This window comes from Pseudomonas sp. MPFS, assembly GCF_022537035.1.
Lineage (GTDB): Bacteria > Pseudomonadota > Gammaproteobacteria > Pseudomonadales > Pseudomonadaceae > Aquipseudomonas > Aquipseudomonas sessilinigenes.
Map to the genome: position 1 here is coordinate 1,868,064 of NZ_CP066123.1, position 16,602 is coordinate 1,884,665.

Genomic DNA, 16,602 nt, shown 5'->3' on the forward strand with positions numbered 1-16,602 from the left:
CCATGAGCGCTTTAACCTTGAAAGTCGCAATCAACCTGGCCAACCAGGCCATCCAGGCGGGGCGCAAGATCAGTGCCGCGCCACTGGCCATCGCGGTACTCGATGCCGGTGGTCATCTGGTGACCTTGCAAAGGGAGGATGGCGCTAGCCTGCTGCGCCCGCAGATCGCCATCGGCAAGGCCTGGGGGGCGATCGCCCTGGGCAAGGGTTCGCGCCTGCTGGCGCTGGATGCCCAGCAGCGCCCGGCCTTCATCGGCGCACTCAACAGCCTGGGGCAGGGCAGCGTGGTACCGGCGCCGGGCGGGGTATTGATTCGTGATCAGGCGGGCTTGGTGATCGGCGCCATCGGCATCAGTGGCGATACCTCGGACATCGATGAGCAGTGCGCCATCAGCGCCATCGAAGCCCAGGGCCTGGCCGCGGATGCAGGCGTCAGCGCCTAGGTCGCGCAGTACGTGTAGCCGCTGTCGAGCCTGCGAGGCTGCGATCGGGTGCGCGTCGCCCGCCAAACCGGGCGACGCGGTACCTCAGGTTAATTGCCGATAGCCACCAGGGGGCTCGTGCCGAGCCGTACGCAGCCTGCGGGAACCCCATGGCGCCCTTGAACCGGGCGGCGCCAGGAGGGCGGGTTATGCGGATTCGGGCTCGCAGCCCTTGAGTACCAGGCGGATGATGGTCTGGGCGGCGGCTTCGTAATCTTCGTCAGCCAGCTTGGCCTTGCCGGTGACCACCGAGATCTGCCAGTCGAAGTCGGCGTAGGTCTGGGTCGCGGCCCAGATGCTGAACATCAGGTGGTGCGGATCCAGGGGCGCGATCTGGCCACGGTCGATCCAGGTCTGGATGCACTCGATGTTGTGCTTGGCCTGGGCGTTGAGCTGTTCCACCTGGTCCGGGCTCAGGTGCGGCGCGCCATGCATGATCTCGCTGGCGAACACCTTGGAGGCGAAGGGCAGGTCGCGGGAGATGCGGATCTTCGAGCGAATGTAGCCGCTGAGCACCTCGCTGGGCACGCCGTCGGCGTTGAATGGAGTGGAGGCCTGGAGAATGGGCTCGATGATGCTTTCGAGCACCTCGCGATAGAGGTTTTCCTTGGACTTGAAGTAGTAGTAGACGTTGGGCTTGGGCAACCCGGCCTTGGCGGCGATGTCGCTGGTCTTGGTCGCAGCGAAGCCCTTGTCGGCAAACTCTTCGCTGGCGGCTCGCAGAATCAGTTCTTTATTGCGCTCGCGGATGGTGCTCATAAACCAGGGGATTCCTTGCCTGTTCGGGCGGTTGCGCATGGTAGCACCGGGGTTGCGAGAGGCTCAAGAATGCCCACTGGGCAGCTTTTTTCCGAGTTGAAGGGGGCTTTTGGGGCAAGGGCGAGCGCATGCGCTCCTGGAGCGATCGACGCTTATAGGGGGCATGGCGGAGCCGGTCGCTATCTCGCCGGTAGCCTATGCCACAGGCTATGCTGCGGCCTCATTTGACGAAGGGAAGCCTGGCCCATGGCAGGAAGCAGTTTGCTGGTCTTGATCGACGATATCGCCGCGGTGCTGGATGACGTGGCCTTGATGAGCAAGATGGCGGCGAAGAAGACCGCCGGGGTCCTGGGGGATGACCTGGCCCTCAACGCCCAGCAGGTATCGGGTGTTCGTGCCGAGCGCGAGATTCCGGTGGTCTGGGCCGTTGCCAAGGGCTCGTTTCGCAACAAGCTGATCCTGGTACCGGCGGCGCTGGCCATCAGTGCCCTGGCGCCCTGGCTGGTGACGCCCTTGTTGATGCTCGGTGGCGCCTACCTGTGTTTCGAGGGTTTCGAGAAACTGGCGCACAAGTACCTGCACGCCGCCGATGCGGGTGCCGAGCCTGTGCAAAGCCAACAGGCGCAGGTCGATCCGTCGCTGGACCTGGTGGCCTTCGAACAGGACAAGATCAAGGGAGCGATCCGCACTGACTTCATTCTCTCCGCAGAAATCATCGCCATCACCCTGGGCACCGTGGCCGGCGCTTCGCTGGCCCAGCAGGTAGTGGTGCTTTCGGGAATCGCGGTGGTGATGACGGTGGGGGTCTATGGCCTGGTGGCCGGTATCGTCAAGCTCGATGACCTGGGGCTGTGGCTGGCAGGCAAGCCTGGGGCCCTGGCCAGGCGAGTTGGCGCGGCGATCCTGCGGGCGGCGCCATTGATGATGAAGAGCCTGTCGGTGATCGGTACTGCCGCGATGTTCATGGTCGGCGGCGGCATCCTGACCCATGGGGTTCCCGCCTTGCATCACCTGATCGAAGACCTGGCCGGGCGCAGTGCCTCGCTGCTCGGCGCCGTTGCGGTGCTGACGCCCACCCTGCTCAATGCCGTGGTCGGGGTCATTGCCGGGGCTCTGGTGCTGGCGGCGGTGACGCTGGCGGGCAAGCTCTGGCGTGGCCTGCGCGGTTGAGCCTGGCCTCAGGCCGCGGCTTGCTCTGCCTCCGGGCGTGGGGCTTGTGCCTGTTGGCGGCACCAGCGGCGCCAGGTGGCCTGCAACTGCATGAGCGCAGCGTGGGCCATCTCCCGTGAGGTTTCGGGGAGGTTGGGGGCGGTTGCCAGTGCCTGGAGCAAGGATCGCGTCGGGCCATCCAGTTGGTCGTGGCGCAGGGTCGTAGGGCCGCCGCTCCTGAGCAGCATCGCCAGGTGATTCAGATAGCGATCACGCTCGATGGCCAGGGCGCCGCGAGTGGTGTCCAGGCAGCCGCGCAGCTGTAGCAGCTCGTCTCCCAGGTCCAGCCCCTGGAGGCCATTGTCCCAGTGGTCGCGGCGGTTCTCGGGTTGCATCTGCCAATACCGGGATACGCGGATCAGGCGATCGGCCATGCGTCCGCCGAACCAGCTTTCGGCCTGCTCCAGCGGCCTTGACGTGAGCTGTGCCAGGTCGAACAAGGAGGCTTTGAACATCCGGCGGTAGTGATGCTCCCCCGGGCTCAGGCTGACCAGGCGCAGCACCACCACGGCAATAGCGACGCCCACCAGGGTGGCCATGGCCTTGTTCAGGAAGGCGGCCAGGTCATAGGTCATCAGGTTGCCGGGGCCGACGTTGTTGACGAAGAAAATGCAGAAGGCCGACGCGATCGGTGCCAGTTTCGGCCGGCTCATGCAGAGCGACGCGAAAAATAGCGGCACGCCAAGGCCCAGGTACAGCAGGGGAAAGCCATCCCAGCCGGGGAGCAGGCCGAGGCCGACGAAGCCTGCGACAGGAACCGACAGGGCGATACCCTTGAGGAAGTTCAGGCAGGCTGCTGCAGGGTTCTCGCGGCCGGCGAACAGACTTAGCACCACACCGCAGATGGAGACCGCCCCCAGGCCCGAAGGCCAGGCGCAAAGGAGCCAGAAAGCGGCCACGGCGAGAAAGGCCAGGGCACTGCGCAATCCGCCCAGCAAGCCTTGCTCAAGGTCTCGGTGCCAGGACAAGGCTCCTGGGGCGCCGGGAGGAGCCAGGCCCTGTTCCAGGGCACTGACGCTACGAGCGCTTTGCGCCACCAGGTCCAGCACCTGGGACAGTTGCAGCAGGCAGAGACGGGCTTCGGCCGATTGCGAGCGATCGGCCAAGCCTTGTTCCAGGCGCTGGGCCAGGGCGGCCAAGGGCGACTCATGCTCGGCTGCCAGGGCCTGGCTGGTTTCGCGGATCAGCGCTTGCACCGATTGTGCCTCTTGCGGTTCGAGCAACTGTCGCTGTCGGGCCACACTCCTGGCGGCGCGCAGCAGGCCCAGCAGGTCACGACTCAGAACGCGCAATGCCTGGGAACGGCGGCGCCCCTGTGCGCCCTCGAACCAGGCGTGATCGCGCTGGGCATCCACGGTGACGATGCTGCCCAGGGCGAGCAGCAGGCCCTGGCGCTGGTCTTCCCCCAACAGTTCCGACGCTGCGGCGCGGCGCCCGGCCAGCCAGGCTGCCCGGCCCTGGGCGGCGAGGGCCTGCTCGACCCGGCGTGGCCAGAGCACGATGCTGGCCACGCAGGCGCAAATGATCCCCAAGCCGATCTCCGAACAACGTGCCACTGCCTGGTCGAACACCTGCAAGGGCGCCACAGTGGCGGGCAGGGCAATGATTGCCGCGGTATAGCCGGCCAGCACGAATCCGTAGGCGGCATGGTTGCGCAGCAGCGAGGCGCCGGTGGTACACAAGGCCAGCCACAGGGCCATGGCCAGCAGGAACAGCAGCGGTGCCTGGCCCAGCAGACCGATGAGCAGGATCGATGCCAGGGCTCCGATCACCGTGCCCAAGAGACGATAAGCCCCCTTGGCCAGGACCATGCCGCTGCTGGATTGGCTGACGATGAACACGGTGGTCAGGGCCCATTGCGGTTGTTGAAAATCCAGGCGCAGGGCCAGGTAGAGCGCCAGTCCACCGGCAATCAGGTTCCGGGTGGCGAACAGCAGGTCCGAGGGGGCGGGAGCGAAGAGGGCTTGCCAGGTATCGGCGACACGAAAAGTCGGCAGTTTCATGTTGGGGTCACATAGATAGCTAGCTAACGATTAGCATCGTATCTACATTGCCTGAGGCTGCCAATGGTTGTTTCGAGCCTGGTGGGGCCGGTTGAAAGGTATGGCTGAATGGCGGGAAATGGCCGCCCTCCGATGGAAGGGCGGCCGGGCACTTACTCGGCGATCTGCAGCTTGCGGGCTTCGGTATAGACGTAGCGCACTTGTTCGTACTCGAACGGCGAGTTCAGCTCGCCGTAGCGGAAGTTGGTCTGGTAGCGCTTGTCGACACCGCGCAGCAGCCAGAGCTCCGGATGGTTCTTGCTGACTTCGGCGACATTGAGGAAGTTGATCGCCGATTCGGCGGTGTAGTCCACTGCCAGGCCGGCGGTGTCGCGCAGGTTCGAGGGGCCGAGGATTGGCAGCACCAGGTAGGCCCCGCCAGGAACGCCATAGAAACCCAGGGTCTGGCCGAAGTCTTCGCTCTGGCGCGGCAGGCCCATCTTGGTGGCCGGGTCCCACAGGCCGGCGATGCCGATGGTGGTGTTGAGCAGCAGGCGGGCCGTGGTTTCCATCGAGCGCTGGCCCTTGAACTGCAACAGGCTGTTGAGCAGGTTGGGCACGTCGCCCAGGTTGTTGAAGAAGTTGCTGACCCCGGTGCGCAGGAACCTTGGCGTCACGTAGCGGTAGCCATCTACAACAGGCAGGAACACCCATTGGTCGAAGCGGTAGTTGAAGTGATAGACCCGGCGGTTCCAGGACTCCAGCGGGTCATAGACGTTCAGTGCACTGAGGGTCGAGCGTTCGAATTCACGCTGGTCCAGGCCCGGGTTGAACTTGAGTTGTTGCAGTGGCTCGGTGAACCCGTCGGTATCGGGGGCGGTGGTGGTGCCGGCCAGGCTGTTATCGGCCTGGGCATAGCCTGTGCAGAGCAACGCAGCGATAAGCAGGAGATGTTTAGCCACGGAAGAACTCCAGCATGGCGTCGCTGTTGACGCGGTAGTTGAGGTTGCCGCAGTGGCCACCATGGGGGTAGACGGTCAGGCGCTCGCCAAAGGTCCGGCGCAGGAAGCCCAGGTCGCCGGGGCCCAGGATCACGTCGTCGGCGTTATGCATCACGGCGATCTTCGGGCTGGCCTTGAGGTAATCCTGCAGGGCGTAGAGGCTGACCTGGTCGACCAGTTGCAGCAGGCTGCCGCCATCGGTGCGGGCGCGCCACATCGGGATCACTTGCTCGGTCAGGTAGCAGTCGAAGTCGCATTGCAGGGCACGCTTGAGGAAGGGCGTGAGGCTGGTGCCCTCGCGGATCGGGTACTTGGGCGGGGTAATCAGGCCGCGACGGTTGATCAGGTCCGAGGTGAAGGCGATGTCAGCCGCCGAGAAGCGGAAGGAGGTGCCGATCAGCATCGCCATCTGCTCGTTGCTCAGGTGCTGCTTGGATTGCTGCAGGTCGTAGAGCAGGGCATCGGTCAGGTCGATGTAGCCCTTCTGCTGGAAGTAGCGGGTGAGCTTGGCCAGCATCAGTTCGTAGAAGGTAGTGCTGTTGTTGATGCCCTTGACCTCGGTCTGCACCAGTTTGTCGAGGTTGGTGATCGAGGTGTAGAGGTTGACCGGAGGGTTGAGCAGCAGGACTTTCTTGAAGTTGAAGGTACGCCGGGTTTCGTCGAGCTTGCTGACGAACGCGGCATCCAGGGCGCCGAGGCTGTAGCCGGTGAGGTAGAAATCAGTGATCGGCAGCTTGGCATTCTGTGCCCGCACAGCCTGCATGACCCGGTAGAGATCCTGGGCGTCCTCGGCGGTCACGCCCGGGGTGGCGAAGCGCGAGGCGGCGCTGATGAAGTCGAAGCTGGTGGGCGAGGACAGCTGCACCACGTGGTAGCCGGCCTTGTAGTAGAGCTTCTTCAGGTATTCGTTGAGTGTGCTGTCGTAGCGTGCGCCAGTACCGGCGATCAGGAAGATCAGCGGGGCTGCATGGTCCTGGGTGGCGATGCGGTAGGTGAGCTTCTTCACCGCCCAGAAATTGTCCGGGAGGGTGAATTCACGCTCCGGGCGCAGGGTCAGGCTGTAGTCCGACTGACGGATGTCTTCATCGGAAGGCAGCTCCGGGCGCAGGTCCGGCGGCGTGGTGACGATGGTGGCTTCGAAGGGATTGGTCAATGGATAGCCGTAGCCGGCCGGGTCGACATCGACCGCCAGTGCGGACGCACTCAGGATAAGGCCGCCGAACAGGGCGGCGAAGCGCAAGGAACGAAGCATGACTGTATCCCTAGAAGGAAGGTGCCGAATGAGGTTCGCAGGCTATGACCACCGGGCTGCTGACGAAGTGCCATGGCTGGTTCAAATAACGCCTGGGTGCATCTGGCCGGGGTGATAGTAGCCGGACGATACACGTTGCCACCCCGAGCTGAACAGCTATCTGTGCGTCGTGCTTGCCAAGCGTGGCCGGAGCATTATGCTGGGCGCCGTTTTGATTGTTCGGAGTGTTGCATGTCTAGCCGCTTTCCCGTGATTGCCCTGCTCGTTGCCTTGCCGTTGTGGCTGGCCGCCAGCTATGGCCTGCGTTACGGCTTCATGGAGGACGCTCGCTGGGTGGGCGTCTGTATCGACGAGGCCGGGCGCTGGGAGTGTTCCCTGCGTTCCAGCCTGGGATGGATGATCCACTTCAAGGTGCTGGGTTGGAGTGCCCTGGGGGCGGCGCTCCTGGCGTTCGTCGTGCCCGGACGCGCTGGCTGGGGGCTGGCGACGCTGGCGTTGCTGGCCGCCATTCCGGCGTTGGTGCTGTACAACACCACCCTGGCGGTATTTGCCCTGGTGCTCGCCAGCCTGCGCCTGGTACGTGCCAGGCGCTGCTAGCCCGTCGGTTTCAGGCGATACGGGCCCTCAGGCTGCGCCACAGGGCGGCGACCATTAGCAGGCTGACCAGCGCCCATCCCCAGGCTTGCTGGTTGGCCAGGCCTTCCTGGTACAGCTGGGGGGCGATGGCCGCACCGATGATGAAGGTCAGCAGGGCTATCTCGCGACGTGGCACTCGTACTGGCCTGCACACGAATGCCAGCGCCGGCAGCAGCAGGGCGGCACTGGGGAAGCTGCGATAACGCGGATCGAATACCAGTTCCAGTGCCATCACCGCCGCGGCGAAGCCGGCTGCCGCCAGCCACCAGCCGGCGCGCTTCTCCAGGGTCGTGAAGAGCCGTTGGCGCCAGCCTTCACGTGGGCTCAGGGCCAGTGCGCAGTGAGCCAGGACCAGCAGGTTCAGACCCAGTAGCAAGGCTGCCCAGGCCCATTCGCCGGCGAAACGGCTGGTGACTCGCGTCAGTTCTGCGAAGGTACCGATGCTGCAGGCCGCCAGGGCCCCCAGCAATGGCAGCAGTAGGGCGGCTTTGGCGCTGCGGACTCGACCGCCGAGTACCAGGGTGCTGGCGAAGATCACCGCTCCCAGTCCCAGCCACAGCGGCCAGAAAGGCAGGTTGGAGACTGGCCCGGCAAGGATGCCCTTGTCTTGGCGATTGGCATCGAACAGCCCCCAGTAGCCGCCGACTGCCCCTTCGCTGGCGCGCTTCCAGGGTTGGTCGAAGGCCTCGATCAGGTTGTAGTGCCAGCCGTTCTGTTCTGCCAGGGCGACGAAACCGCGGATGAACCTGGCCTCGTTGACCCGGCTGGGGAGTGCGGTTTCGCGCTGGCGGCCCTCGCTGGGCCAGCCGGTTTCACCGATCAGTACGTCCTTGGGGGCGAAGCGGTTGCCGAACACCTGGCGTACTTCGGCCACATGATTGAGGGCTACGTCGATGTTCGATGGATCGTCTTCCCAGTAGGGCAGCAGGTGGATGGTCAGGAAGTCCACGGCGGGGGCGATTTCGGGATGCTTGAGCCAGAACTCCCAGACGTCGGCGTAGGTCACCGGCTGCTTGACGTTGTGCTTGACCTTGAGGATCAGGCGCGCCAGCTGTGGGCCGGTGACCTCCTTGCGCAGCAGCGCTTCATTGCCGACGATCACCGCGCTGACCACGTCCGGATTGGCGTTGGCTGAGGCGATCAACAGATCGACCTCTTTCTCGCTGTCCACCGGATTGCTGTTGATCCAGGCGCCGATCATCAGCTTCAGGCCGTGCTTGCGCGCCAGTTCCGGCAAGGCTTCCAGGCCGCTCATGGAGTAGGTGCGGATGCACTCGAAGCGGGTGGCCAGCAGCGCCAGGTCGGCATCCATGCGTTCGGGCCGCAGCTTGAATGGCTGGTCGAATGGCGACTGGTCCTTGTCGAACGGGGTGTAGGAGGCGCATTGCAACTTGTGGCTGGCGCTGGCGACATCCGGCAATTGCACCGGCTGGCCGAGGCCGTACCAGTAGCTGCAGAGGGCGATCAGGCCCAGCAGGCAGGCAAGCAGATAGGCGAGGGCGGGAAAACGAGGGGTGGCGGGCATGGTCAGGCCGTCAGGGGAACGAAGCCCGGCATCTTACCTGCATTCGCCCGCAGCTTGGTGGCCGGCATGATCCAGGCATGCAAAGTTCGGGCGGACCTGCTGGCCCTGAGAGGCGGATGCTGGCTACTGGCTTTCTGATGTCGCTGCTTGTTGCCTTGAGGTCGCAGCCAGAGCAGGTCGCGGATGGTGGCGGGTTGATGATCCAGGCATCAGTACTCCGCTGATGATCGAACGCGTTCGCGGTGAGGCGTGACGGAGGCGCCGAGCACCATAACCATACGTTGATGTGCCCGGCAGCCGCCCGGCACTGCACTTTTCGGGGAAGTAACGATGAAGATGCGACGACTCTTAGGCGTAGGTGCCGCAATGGTACTTGCCCTTGGCTCCAGCTTGGCCAGCGCCGACAGCAAGACCCTGAGCATCGGCTATGTCGATGGCTGGTCCGATAGCGTGGCGACGACCTACGTGGCCGCGGAGGTGATCAAGAAGCTCGGTTATGACGTCAAGCTGCAGGCGGTGGCGACCGGGATCATGTGGCAGGGCGTGGCCACCGGCAAGCTCGATGCGATGCTGTCGGCCTGGCTGCCGGTGACCCATGGCGAGTACTGGGCCAAGAACAAGGATAAGGTGGTGGACTATGGCCCCAACTTCAAGGACGCCAAGATCGGGCTGATCGTGCCGGAGTACGTCAAGGCCAAATCCATCGAGGATCTCAAGACCGATACCAGCTTCAAGAGCAAGATCGTGGGTATCGACGCCGGCTCCGGCGTCATGCTCAAGACCGACCAGGCGATCAAGGACTACGGGCTGGACTACAAGCTGCAAGCCAGCTCCGGGGCGGCGATGATCGCCGAACTGAGCCGTGCCGAGGAGAAGCAGGAGTCCATCGCGGTGACGGGCTGGGTGCCGCACTGGATGTTCGCCAAGTGGAAACTGCGCTTTCTCGATGACCCCAAAGGCGTGTATGGCGCCGCTGAAACCGTCAACAGCATCGGTAGCAAGGATCTGGCGAAGAAGGCGCCGGAGGTGGCAGCGTTCCTGAAGAAGTTCCAGTGGGCTTCGAAAGACGAAATTGGCGAAGTGATGCTGGCCATCCAGGAGGGCGCCAAGCCTGATGTTGCGGCCAAGGATTGGGTCGGCAAGCACGCTGATCGAGTGGCCGAATGGACGGCTAAATAGCAGCGCAGCGTCTATATCAAGGGTCTCGGGGCCATTCGCGGCAAAGTCGCGGATGGCCCTGTTTTTTTGCGGGGGAGAATTGGCGCGGGGGTTAATGTCGTTCTAATACTAAGGTCGTCTAGAACCTGCCGGATAGCCGCATAGAGTGGATTAGGTTCCACCTAAAATCTGTGCTGCGAGGATAAAAACAATGAACGACAGCATTTACCTCTCGATTCAAAACAGCCCGCGTTTCAAGGAGCTGGTCAGCAAGCGGGAGCGGTTCGCCTGGATTCTTTCGGCGATCATGCTTGGGCTTTACTCGGCTTTCATTCTGCTGATCGCCTACGGGCCCCAGGTCCTGGGGGCCAAGCTCAGTCCTACCTCTTCCATCACCTGGGGCATTCCCATCGGCGTTGGCTTGATTGTCTCGGCCTTCATCTTGACGGCCATCTATGTGCGGCGCGCCAACGGTGAGTTCGACGAGCTGAACAAGGCGATCCTGAAGGAGGCTCAGCAATGATCCGCCGTCTATTCGCTGCACTCGGCCTTGCCGCGTTCGCCCCGGCCCTATGGGCCGCTGACGCCCTGACGGGCGAGGTCCACAAGCAACCCCTCAACGTATCGGCGATCGTGATGTTCGTGGTGTTCGTCGGTGCCACCTTGTGCATTACCTACTGGGCTTCCAAGCGCAACAAGTCGGCCGCCGACTACTATGCGGCGGGTGGCAAGATCACCGGTTTCCAGAATGGCCTGGCGATTGCGGGCGACTACATGTCGGCGGCGTCCTTCCTGGGGATTTCCGCCCTGGTGTTCACTTCCGGCTATGACGGGCTGATCTACTCCATCGGCTTTTTGGTGGGCTGGCCGATCATTCTGTTCCTGATCGCCGAGCGCTTGCGCAACCTGGGCAAGTACACCTTTGCCGACGTGGCGTCCTATCGCCTCGGGCAGACCCAGATCCGCACCTTGTCGGCCTGTGGTTCGCTGGTGGTGGTGGCGTTCTACCTGATTGCGCAGATGGTGGGTGCCGGCAAGCTGATCCAGTTGCTGTTCGGCCTCGACTACCACGTCGCAGTGATCCTGGTGGGCATCCTGATGTGCCTGTACGTATTGTTCGGCGGCATGCTGGCCACCACCTGGGTGCAGATCATCAAGGCGGTCCTGCTGCTCTCCGGTGCGTCGTTCATGGCCTTGATGGTGATGAAGCACGTCAATTTCGATTTCAACACGCTGTTCTCCGAAGCAATCAAGGTCCACCCCAAGGGTGAGGCGATCATGAGCCCGGGCGGCCTGGTGAAGGATCCGATCTCTGCGTTCTCGCTGGGCCTGGCACTGATGTTCGGTACTGCGGGCCTGCCGCATATCCTGATGCGCTTCTTCACCGTGAGCGATGCCAAGGAAGCCCGCAAGAGCGTGCTCTATGCCACTGGTTTCATCGGTTACTTCTACATCCTGACCTTCATCATCGGTTTTGGCGCGATCCTGCTGGTGAGTACCAATCCAGACTTCAAGGATGCCGCGGGCGCCTTGCTGGGCGGTAACAACATGGCGGCGGTGCACCTGGCCAATGCCGTGGGTGGCAGCGTGTTCCTGGGCTTCATCTCGGCGGTGGCCTTTGCCACTATCCTGGCGGTGGTTGCCGGCTTGACCCTGGCAGGCGCTTCGGCGGTCTCCCATGACCTGTACGCCAGCGTGCTCAAGAAGGGCAAGGCCAACGAGAAAGACGAGATCCGCGTGTCCAAGATCACCACGGTGACCCTGGGTGTGCTGGCCATCGGCCTGGGCATTCTGTTCGAGAGCCAGAACATCGCCTTCATGGTGGGCCTGGCGTTCTCCATCGCGGCCAGTTGCAACTTCCCGGTGCTGCTGCTTTCCATGTACTGGAAGAAGCTGACCACCCGTGGTGCCATGATCGGTGGCTGGATGGGGCTGATAAGCGCGGTGGCGCTGATGATCCTCGGTCCGACCATTTGGGTGCAGATCCTGCACCACGAGAAGCCGATCTATCCGTATGAGTACCCGGCGTTGTTCTCGATGCTTATCGCCTTCGTTGGTATCTGGTTCTTCTCCATCACCGACAAGTCGGCCTCTGCGGCCAACGAAAGGGCGTTGTTCTTCCCGCAGTTCGTGCGTTCGCAAACCGGCCTGGGTGCCAGTGGTGCGGTATCGCACTAAGCGGTCTCCGACGTTCGGCTTCTATATAGAGGCAAAGTGATGGCGAAATGCCCTGGTCGAAAGGCCGGGGCATTTTTCATTGCCCGGGAAATGACCGCAGCGTTGTGGGGTGAGGGGGATGGCTCGATGCTAGCTTGGTGGTCGTGACGGCGAAGTGGCTTTATGCAAAGGCAGGGCAGGGGCAAAAAAATACGGCCTCTGAACAGAGGCCGTATTCGATGGAGCTAAGAACGGTAGTGCAAGGCCGGTCTTACTTGCGGTCTTCCAGCTTGGTGATGTCGCGCGACTCGTAGCCGGTGTACAGCTGGCGAGGACGGCCGATCTTGTAGGGGCTGGAGAGCATTTCTTTCCAGTGCGAGATCCAGCCGACGGTACGCGCCAGGGCGAAGATCACGGTGAACATGCTGGTTGGAATGCCGATGGCCTTGAGGATGATCCCCGAGTAGAAGTCGACGTTCGGGTACAGCGAGCGTTCGATGAAGTACGGGTCGGTCAGGGCGATCTCTTCCAGGCGCATGGCCAGTTGGAGTTGTGGATCGTTGTTGATGCCCAGTTCCTTGAGTACTTCGTCGCAGGTCTGCTTCATCACGGTGGCGCGAGGGTCGCGGTTCTTGTACACGCGGTGACCGAAGCCCATGAGCTTGAACGGGTCGTTCTTGTCCTTGGCCTTGGCGATGAACTTGTCGATGTTCGAGACATCGCCGATTTCATCGAGCATGGTCAGCACGGCTTCGTTGGCGCCGCCGTGAGCCGGGCCCCAGAGTGCTGCGATGCCGGCAGCGATACAGGCGAACGGGTTGGCGCCCGAAGAGCCTGCCAGGCGTACGGTGGAGGTGGAGGCGTTTTGCTCGTGGTCGGCGTGGAGGATGAAGATCCGGTCCATTGCCTTGGCCAGTACCGGGCTGATCGGTTTGATCTCGCACGGGGTGTTGAACATCATGTGCAGGAAGTTTTCCGCGTACGACAGGTCGTTGCGCGGGTACATCATCGGCTGGCCCATGGAGTACTTGTAGACCATCGCTGCCAGGGTCGGCATCTTGGCAACCAGGCGCACGGCGGAAATCTCGCGGTGCTGCGGGTTATTGATGTCCAGGGAGTCGTGGTAGAACGCCGAGAGTGCACCGACTACGCCGCACATGACCGCCATCGGGTGGGCATCACGACGGAAACCGTTGAAGAAGCTCTTCAACTGCTCGTGAACCATGGTGTGGTTCTTCACGGTGCTGACGAACTGGGCCTTCTGCTCGGCATTCGGCAGTTCGCCGTTGAGCAGCAGGTAGCAGGTTTCCAGGTAGTCCGACTTTTCAGCCAGTTGTTCGATCGGGTAGCCGCGATGCAGCAGGATACCCTGGTCGCCGTCGATGTAGGTGATCTTCGACTCGCAGGAGGCGGTCGACATGAAACCCGGGTCAAAAGTGAAGCGGCCCGTGGCCGTCAGGCCCCGAACATCGATTACATCGGGACCAACGGTGCCGGTTAAAATGGGCAGCTCGACGGGGGCTGCGCCCTCGATGATCAACTGCGCTTTTTTGTCAGCCATGTGGCCTCCTATTTATGCTTGAAATCATCAGACAGACCCCCCACGCAGGGCCCGCACCACTATAGTGAGATAAATCCGAATGTCAATTTGCCTAAAGTCTTGTCCCAGAAGGCTTTGGGAGGGATTTTTTAGCGAAATTCACTGCCATTTACGCCTTTTATGAAGGTAACGCAATCAGCTATTAGGGGAAGGTGTTTGCGTTGTCATTAGTAGCCTAACTGTCTATACTCGGCCACCGACCGCCATGGGCTTCTGGGCCCGTTTTGATGGGGGTCGCACTCCCTGGGTGGTGGTTACCTGACCAGTGCACTCCCCAACAACTTTGCCCTGATTGTTAGGGGCTCTTCAGTGTGAAAAAAGCCGTGAATAGCCAACGACCTGTAAACCTAGACCTAAGGACCATCAAACTCCCCATTACCGGCGTTACGTCGTTTCTCCACCGTGTTTCCGGCATCATTCTCTTCCTGGGCATCGGCATCATGCTGTACGCATTGAGCAAGTCCCTGGGCTCCGAGGAAGGTTATGCCGAGGTGAAGGCGTGCTTGACCAGTCCGCTGGCCAAATTCGTTGCATGGGGCCTCCTGTCCGCCTTGCTGTACCACCTGGTGGCGGGTGTACGCCATCTGATTATGGACATGGGCATCGGTGAGACGCTGGAAGGCGGCAAGCTGGGCTCGAAAATCGTTATCGCCGTATCCGTGGTGGTAATCGTTCTGGCGGGAGTTTGGATATGGTAACCAGCGTTACGAACCTGTCGCGTTCAGGCCTTTATGACTGGATGGCGCAGCGTGTGTCTGCGGTCGTTCTCGCGGCTTATTTCATTTTCCTGATCGGATACCTCGTAGCGAATCCGGGCATTGACTACACCCAGTGGCATGGCCTGTTCGCAAACAACTGGATGCGTATCTTCAGTCTGCTGGCCATGGTGGCCCTGGGCGCTCACGCCTGGGTCGGCATGTGGACTATCTCGACTGACTACCTGACGCATATGGCGCTGGGCAAGTCGGCGACAGCAGTACGTTTCCTTTTCCAGGCAGTATGCGGCGTCGCAATGTTCGCTTACTTCGTCTGGGGTGTGCAGATTCTCTGGGGTATCTGATTCATGGCTAACATTCCAACCATTTCTTTCGACGCCATCATCATTGGCGGCGGCGGCGCTGGCATGCGTGCTGCGCTGCAGCTGGCCCAGGGCGGCCATAAAACCGCGGTGATCACCAAGGTTTTCCCGACTCGTTCGCACACTGTATCTGCCCAGGGTGGCATCACCTGCGCGATCGCCTCGGCGGATCCGAACGATGACTGGCGCTGGCACATGTACGATACCGTCAAGGGTTCCGACTACATCGGCGACCAGGACGCTATCGAGTACATGTGTCAGGAAGGTCCGGCTGCGGTCTTCGAGCTGGATCACATGGGCCTGCCGTTCTCCCGCACCGAAACCGGTCGTATCTACCAGCGTCCTTTCGGCGGTCAGTCCAAGGACTACGGCAAGGGTGGCCAGGCTGCCCGTACCTGCGCTGCTTCCGACCGTACCGGTCACGCACTGCTGCACACCCTGTATCAGGGCAACCTGAAAGCCGGTACCACTTTCCTCAACGAGTACTACGCAGTTGACCTGGTGAAGAACCAGGACGGCGCATTCGTTGGTGTGATCGCGATCTGCATCGAAACCGGCGAGACCCTGTACATCAAGTCCAAGGCCACCGTTCTGGCCACCGGCGGTGCGGGCCGTATCTACGCCTCCACCACCAACGCACTGATCAACACCGGCGACGGCGTGGGCATGGCCCTGCGTGCTGGCGTTCCGGTGCAAGACATCGAGATGTGGCAGTTCCACCCGACCGGCATCGCCGGCGCCGGTGTACTGGTAACCGAAGGTTGCCGTGGCGAAGGTGGTTACCTGATCAACAAGCACGGCGAGCGTTTCATGGAGCGTTATGCTCCTAACGCCAAAGACCTGGCGGGCCGCGACGTAGTGGCGCGTTCCATGGTCAAGGAAATCATCGCTGGCAACGGCTGTGGCCCTAATGGCGACCACGTGATGCTCAAGCTGGATCACCTGGGCGAGGAAGTGCTGCACAGCCGCCTGCCTGGTATCTGCGAGCTGTCCAAGACCTTCGCCCACGTCGACCCTGTCGTCGCTCCGGTACCGGTCGTTCCTACCTGCCACTACATGATGGGCGGCGTTGCCACCAACATCCATGGCCAGGCCATCACTCAGAACGCCGCTGGCGAAGACACCATCATCCCTGGCCTGTTCGCAGTGGGTGAAGTGGCTTGCGTATCGGTACACGGTGCCAACCGCCTGGGCGGCAACTCGCTGCTCGACCTGGTGGTATTCGGTCGTGCGGCTGGCCTGCACCTGGAAAAAGCGCTGACCGACGGTATCGAATACCGCGATGCCAGCGATACCGATGTGGACGTTGCACTGAACCGCCTGGCCAAGCTCAACGAGCGCACCACCGGCGAAGACGTCGCTACCCTGCGTCGCGAGCTGCAGAGCTGCATGCAGAACTACTTCGGTGTATTCCGTACCGGCGAATACATGCAGAAGGGTATTGCCCAATTGGCCGATCTGCGCGAGCGCATCGCCAACGTCAAGATCAACGACAAGTCTCAAGCTTTCAACACTGCGCGTATCGAAGCACTTGAGCTGCAGAACCTGCTGGAAGTGGCCGAAGCCACTGCCATCGCTGCCGAAGTGCGCAAAGAGTCCCGCGGCGCTCACGCCCGTGAAGACTTTGAAGACCGTGACGACGAAAACTGGCTGTGCCACACCCTGTACTTCCCGGGTGAGAAGCGCGTTGCCAAGCGTGCGGTCAACTTCTCGCCGAAGACTGTTCCGACTTTCGAACCAAAAGTCCGGACTTACTAAAGGGT

The 16,602-nt window shown here is 62.1% G+C and carries 15 protein-coding genes; 9 read left to right on the forward strand and 6 right to left on the reverse strand.

The window, feature by feature from the left end:
* The first annotated feature begins 2 nt into the window (after positions 1-2).
* Positions 3-443, forward strand: a complete 441-nt coding sequence (locus tag I9018_RS08680; RefSeq protein WP_068578514.1) for a heme-binding protein — start codon at positions 3-5, stop codon at positions 441-443.
* A gap of 186 nt (positions 444-629) precedes the next feature.
* Here the strand turns inward: I9018_RS08680 and I9018_RS08685 are convergent, their stop codons facing one another.
* Positions 630-1,241 (reverse strand): TetR/AcrR family transcriptional regulator, encoded by a 612-nt coding sequence (locus I9018_RS08685; protein ID WP_068578516.1) that lies wholly within the window; start codon positions 1,239-1,241, stop codon positions 630-632.
* A gap of 246 nt (positions 1,242-1,487) precedes the next feature.
* On the opposite strand from I9018_RS08685, the gene I9018_RS08690 reads away from it, so the two are divergent.
* A complete protein-coding gene (locus I9018_RS08690) occupies positions 1,488-2,411 on the forward strand; it encodes a DUF808 domain-containing protein (RefSeq protein WP_068578518.1) in 924 nt (307 codons plus the stop codon).
* Between the two features lie 8 nt (positions 2,412-2,419).
* Here I9018_RS08690 and I9018_RS08695 read toward each other — a convergent pair whose 3' ends face one another.
* From I9018_RS08695 to I9018_RS08705, 3 genes are all read right to left on the reverse strand, one after another.
* Positions 2,420-4,453, reverse strand: coding sequence for an FUSC family protein (locus I9018_RS08695; RefSeq protein WP_241109212.1), 2,034 nt, complete (start codon positions 4,451-4,453; stop codon positions 2,420-2,422).
* Between the two features lie 152 nt (positions 4,454-4,605).
* Positions 4,606-5,394: a VacJ family lipoprotein gene (locus tag I9018_RS08700; RefSeq protein WP_241109213.1), complete on the reverse strand. Its 789-nt coding sequence runs from the start codon at positions 5,392-5,394 to the stop codon at positions 4,606-4,608.
* Positions 5,387-6,685, reverse strand: a complete 1,299-nt coding sequence (locus I9018_RS08705) for a serine/threonine protein kinase (protein WP_068578525.1) — start codon at positions 6,683-6,685, stop codon at positions 5,387-5,389. The genes I9018_RS08700 and I9018_RS08705 overlap by 8 nt, the downstream gene beginning before the upstream one ends.
* Positions 6,686-6,916: 231 nt before the next feature.
* On the opposite strand from I9018_RS08705, the gene I9018_RS08710 reads away from it, so the two are divergent.
* Positions 6,917-7,282 carry a hypothetical protein gene (locus I9018_RS08710; RefSeq protein ID WP_068578527.1) on the forward strand — a complete coding sequence of 122 codons (366 nt, stop codon included), beginning with the start codon at positions 6,917-6,919 and terminating at the stop codon, positions 7,280-7,282.
* 10 nt (positions 7,283-7,292) lie between these two features.
* On the opposite strand, the gene I9018_RS08715 is transcribed toward I9018_RS08710, so the two are convergent.
* The gene (locus tag I9018_RS08715; RefSeq protein ID WP_068578529.1) at positions 7,293-8,846 is read right to left on the reverse strand and encodes a beta (1-6) glucans synthase; all 1,554 of its coding nucleotides are present in this window, start codon (positions 8,844-8,846) and stop codon (positions 7,293-7,295) included.
* A 330-nt stretch (positions 8,847-9,176) separates the two neighbouring features.
* Between I9018_RS08715 and I9018_RS08720 the strand changes: the two genes are divergently transcribed.
* From I9018_RS08720 to I9018_RS08730, 3 genes are all read left to right on the forward strand, one after another.
* The gene (locus tag I9018_RS08720; protein ID WP_124346141.1) at positions 9,177-10,025 is read left to right on the forward strand and encodes a glycine betaine ABC transporter substrate-binding protein; all 849 of its coding nucleotides are present in this window, start codon (positions 9,177-9,179) and stop codon (positions 10,023-10,025) included.
* Between the two features lie 190 nt (positions 10,026-10,215).
* Entirely contained in the window at positions 10,216-10,527 is a 312-nt protein-coding gene (locus tag I9018_RS08725; RefSeq protein ID WP_068587932.1) for a DUF485 domain-containing protein, read from the forward strand.
* Positions 10,524-12,182, forward strand: coding sequence for a cation acetate symporter (locus I9018_RS08730; protein ID WP_068587930.1), 1,659 nt, complete (start codon positions 10,524-10,526; stop codon positions 12,180-12,182). Before I9018_RS08725 ends, I9018_RS08730 begins: the two co-directional genes overlap by 4 nt.
* 250 nt (positions 12,183-12,432) lie before the next feature.
* Here the strand turns inward: I9018_RS08730 and gltA are convergent, their stop codons facing one another.
* Complete coding sequence (gltA, locus tag I9018_RS08735) at positions 12,433-13,722, reverse strand: citrate synthase (protein ID WP_068587928.1); 1,290 nt, start codon at positions 13,720-13,722, stop codon at positions 12,433-12,435.
* 350 nt (positions 13,723-14,072) lie between these two features.
* Here gltA and sdhC point away from each other — a divergent pair, with 350 nt between their 5' ends.
* From sdhC to sdhA, 3 genes are read left to right on the forward strand one after another with little or no spacing between them, the layout of a single operon-like run.
* Positions 14,073-14,459, forward strand: coding sequence for a succinate dehydrogenase, cytochrome b556 subunit (gene sdhC / locus I9018_RS08740; RefSeq protein WP_015634665.1), 387 nt, complete (start codon positions 14,073-14,075; stop codon positions 14,457-14,459).
* Positions 14,453-14,821: a succinate dehydrogenase, hydrophobic membrane anchor protein gene (gene sdhD / locus I9018_RS08745; protein ID WP_068587926.1), complete on the forward strand. Its 369-nt coding sequence runs from the start codon at positions 14,453-14,455 to the stop codon at positions 14,819-14,821. The genes sdhC and sdhD overlap by 7 nt, the downstream gene beginning before the upstream one ends.
* A 3-nt stretch (positions 14,822-14,824) precedes the next feature.
* Positions 14,825-16,597, forward strand: a complete 1,773-nt coding sequence (sdhA, locus tag I9018_RS08750) for a succinate dehydrogenase flavoprotein subunit (RefSeq protein WP_068587925.1) — start codon at positions 14,825-14,827, stop codon at positions 16,595-16,597.
* Positions 16,598-16,602 lie beyond the last annotated feature (5 nt).

Excerpts from the sequence above, each read along its gene's own strand:
- I9018_RS08680 (WP_068578514.1), top strand. The coding sequence starts at position 3 with ATGAGCGCTTTAACCTTGAAAGTCGCAATCAACCTGGCCAACCAGGCC.
- I9018_RS08685 (WP_068578516.1), bottom strand. The coding sequence starts at position 1,241 with ATGAGCACCATCCGCGAGCGCAATAAAGAACTGATTCTGCGAGCCGCC.
- I9018_RS08690 (WP_068578518.1), top strand. The coding sequence starts at position 1,488 with ATGGCAGGAAGCAGTTTGCTGGTCTTGATCGACGATATCGCCGCGGTG.
- I9018_RS08695 (WP_241109212.1), bottom strand. The coding sequence starts at position 4,453 with ATGAAACTGCCGACTTTTCGTGTCGCCGATACCTGGCAAGCCCTCTTC.
- I9018_RS08705 (WP_068578525.1), bottom strand. The coding sequence starts at position 6,685 with ATGCTTCGTTCCTTGCGCTTCGCCGCCCTGTTCGGCGGCCTTATCCTG.
- I9018_RS08710 (WP_068578527.1), top strand. The coding sequence starts at position 6,917 with ATGTCTAGCCGCTTTCCCGTGATTGCCCTGCTCGTTGCCTTGCCGTTG.
- I9018_RS08715 (WP_068578529.1), bottom strand. The coding sequence starts at position 8,846 with ATGCCCGCCACCCCTCGTTTTCCCGCCCTCGCCTATCTGCTTGCCTGC.
- I9018_RS08720 (WP_124346141.1), top strand. The coding sequence starts at position 9,177 with ATGAAGATGCGACGACTCTTAGGCGTAGGTGCCGCAATGGTACTTGCC.
- I9018_RS08725 (WP_068587932.1), top strand. The coding sequence starts at position 10,216 with ATGAACGACAGCATTTACCTCTCGATTCAAAACAGCCCGCGTTTCAAG.
- I9018_RS08730 (WP_068587930.1), top strand. The coding sequence starts at position 10,524 with ATGATCCGCCGTCTATTCGCTGCACTCGGCCTTGCCGCGTTCGCCCCG.
- gltA (WP_068587928.1), bottom strand. The coding sequence starts at position 13,722 with ATGGCTGACAAAAAAGCGCAGTTGATCATCGAGGGCGCAGCCCCCGTC.
- sdhD (WP_068587926.1), top strand. The coding sequence starts at position 14,453 with ATGGTAACCAGCGTTACGAACCTGTCGCGTTCAGGCCTTTATGACTGG.
- sdhA (WP_068587925.1), top strand. The coding sequence starts at position 14,825 with ATGGCTAACATTCCAACCATTTCTTTCGACGCCATCATCATTGGCGGC.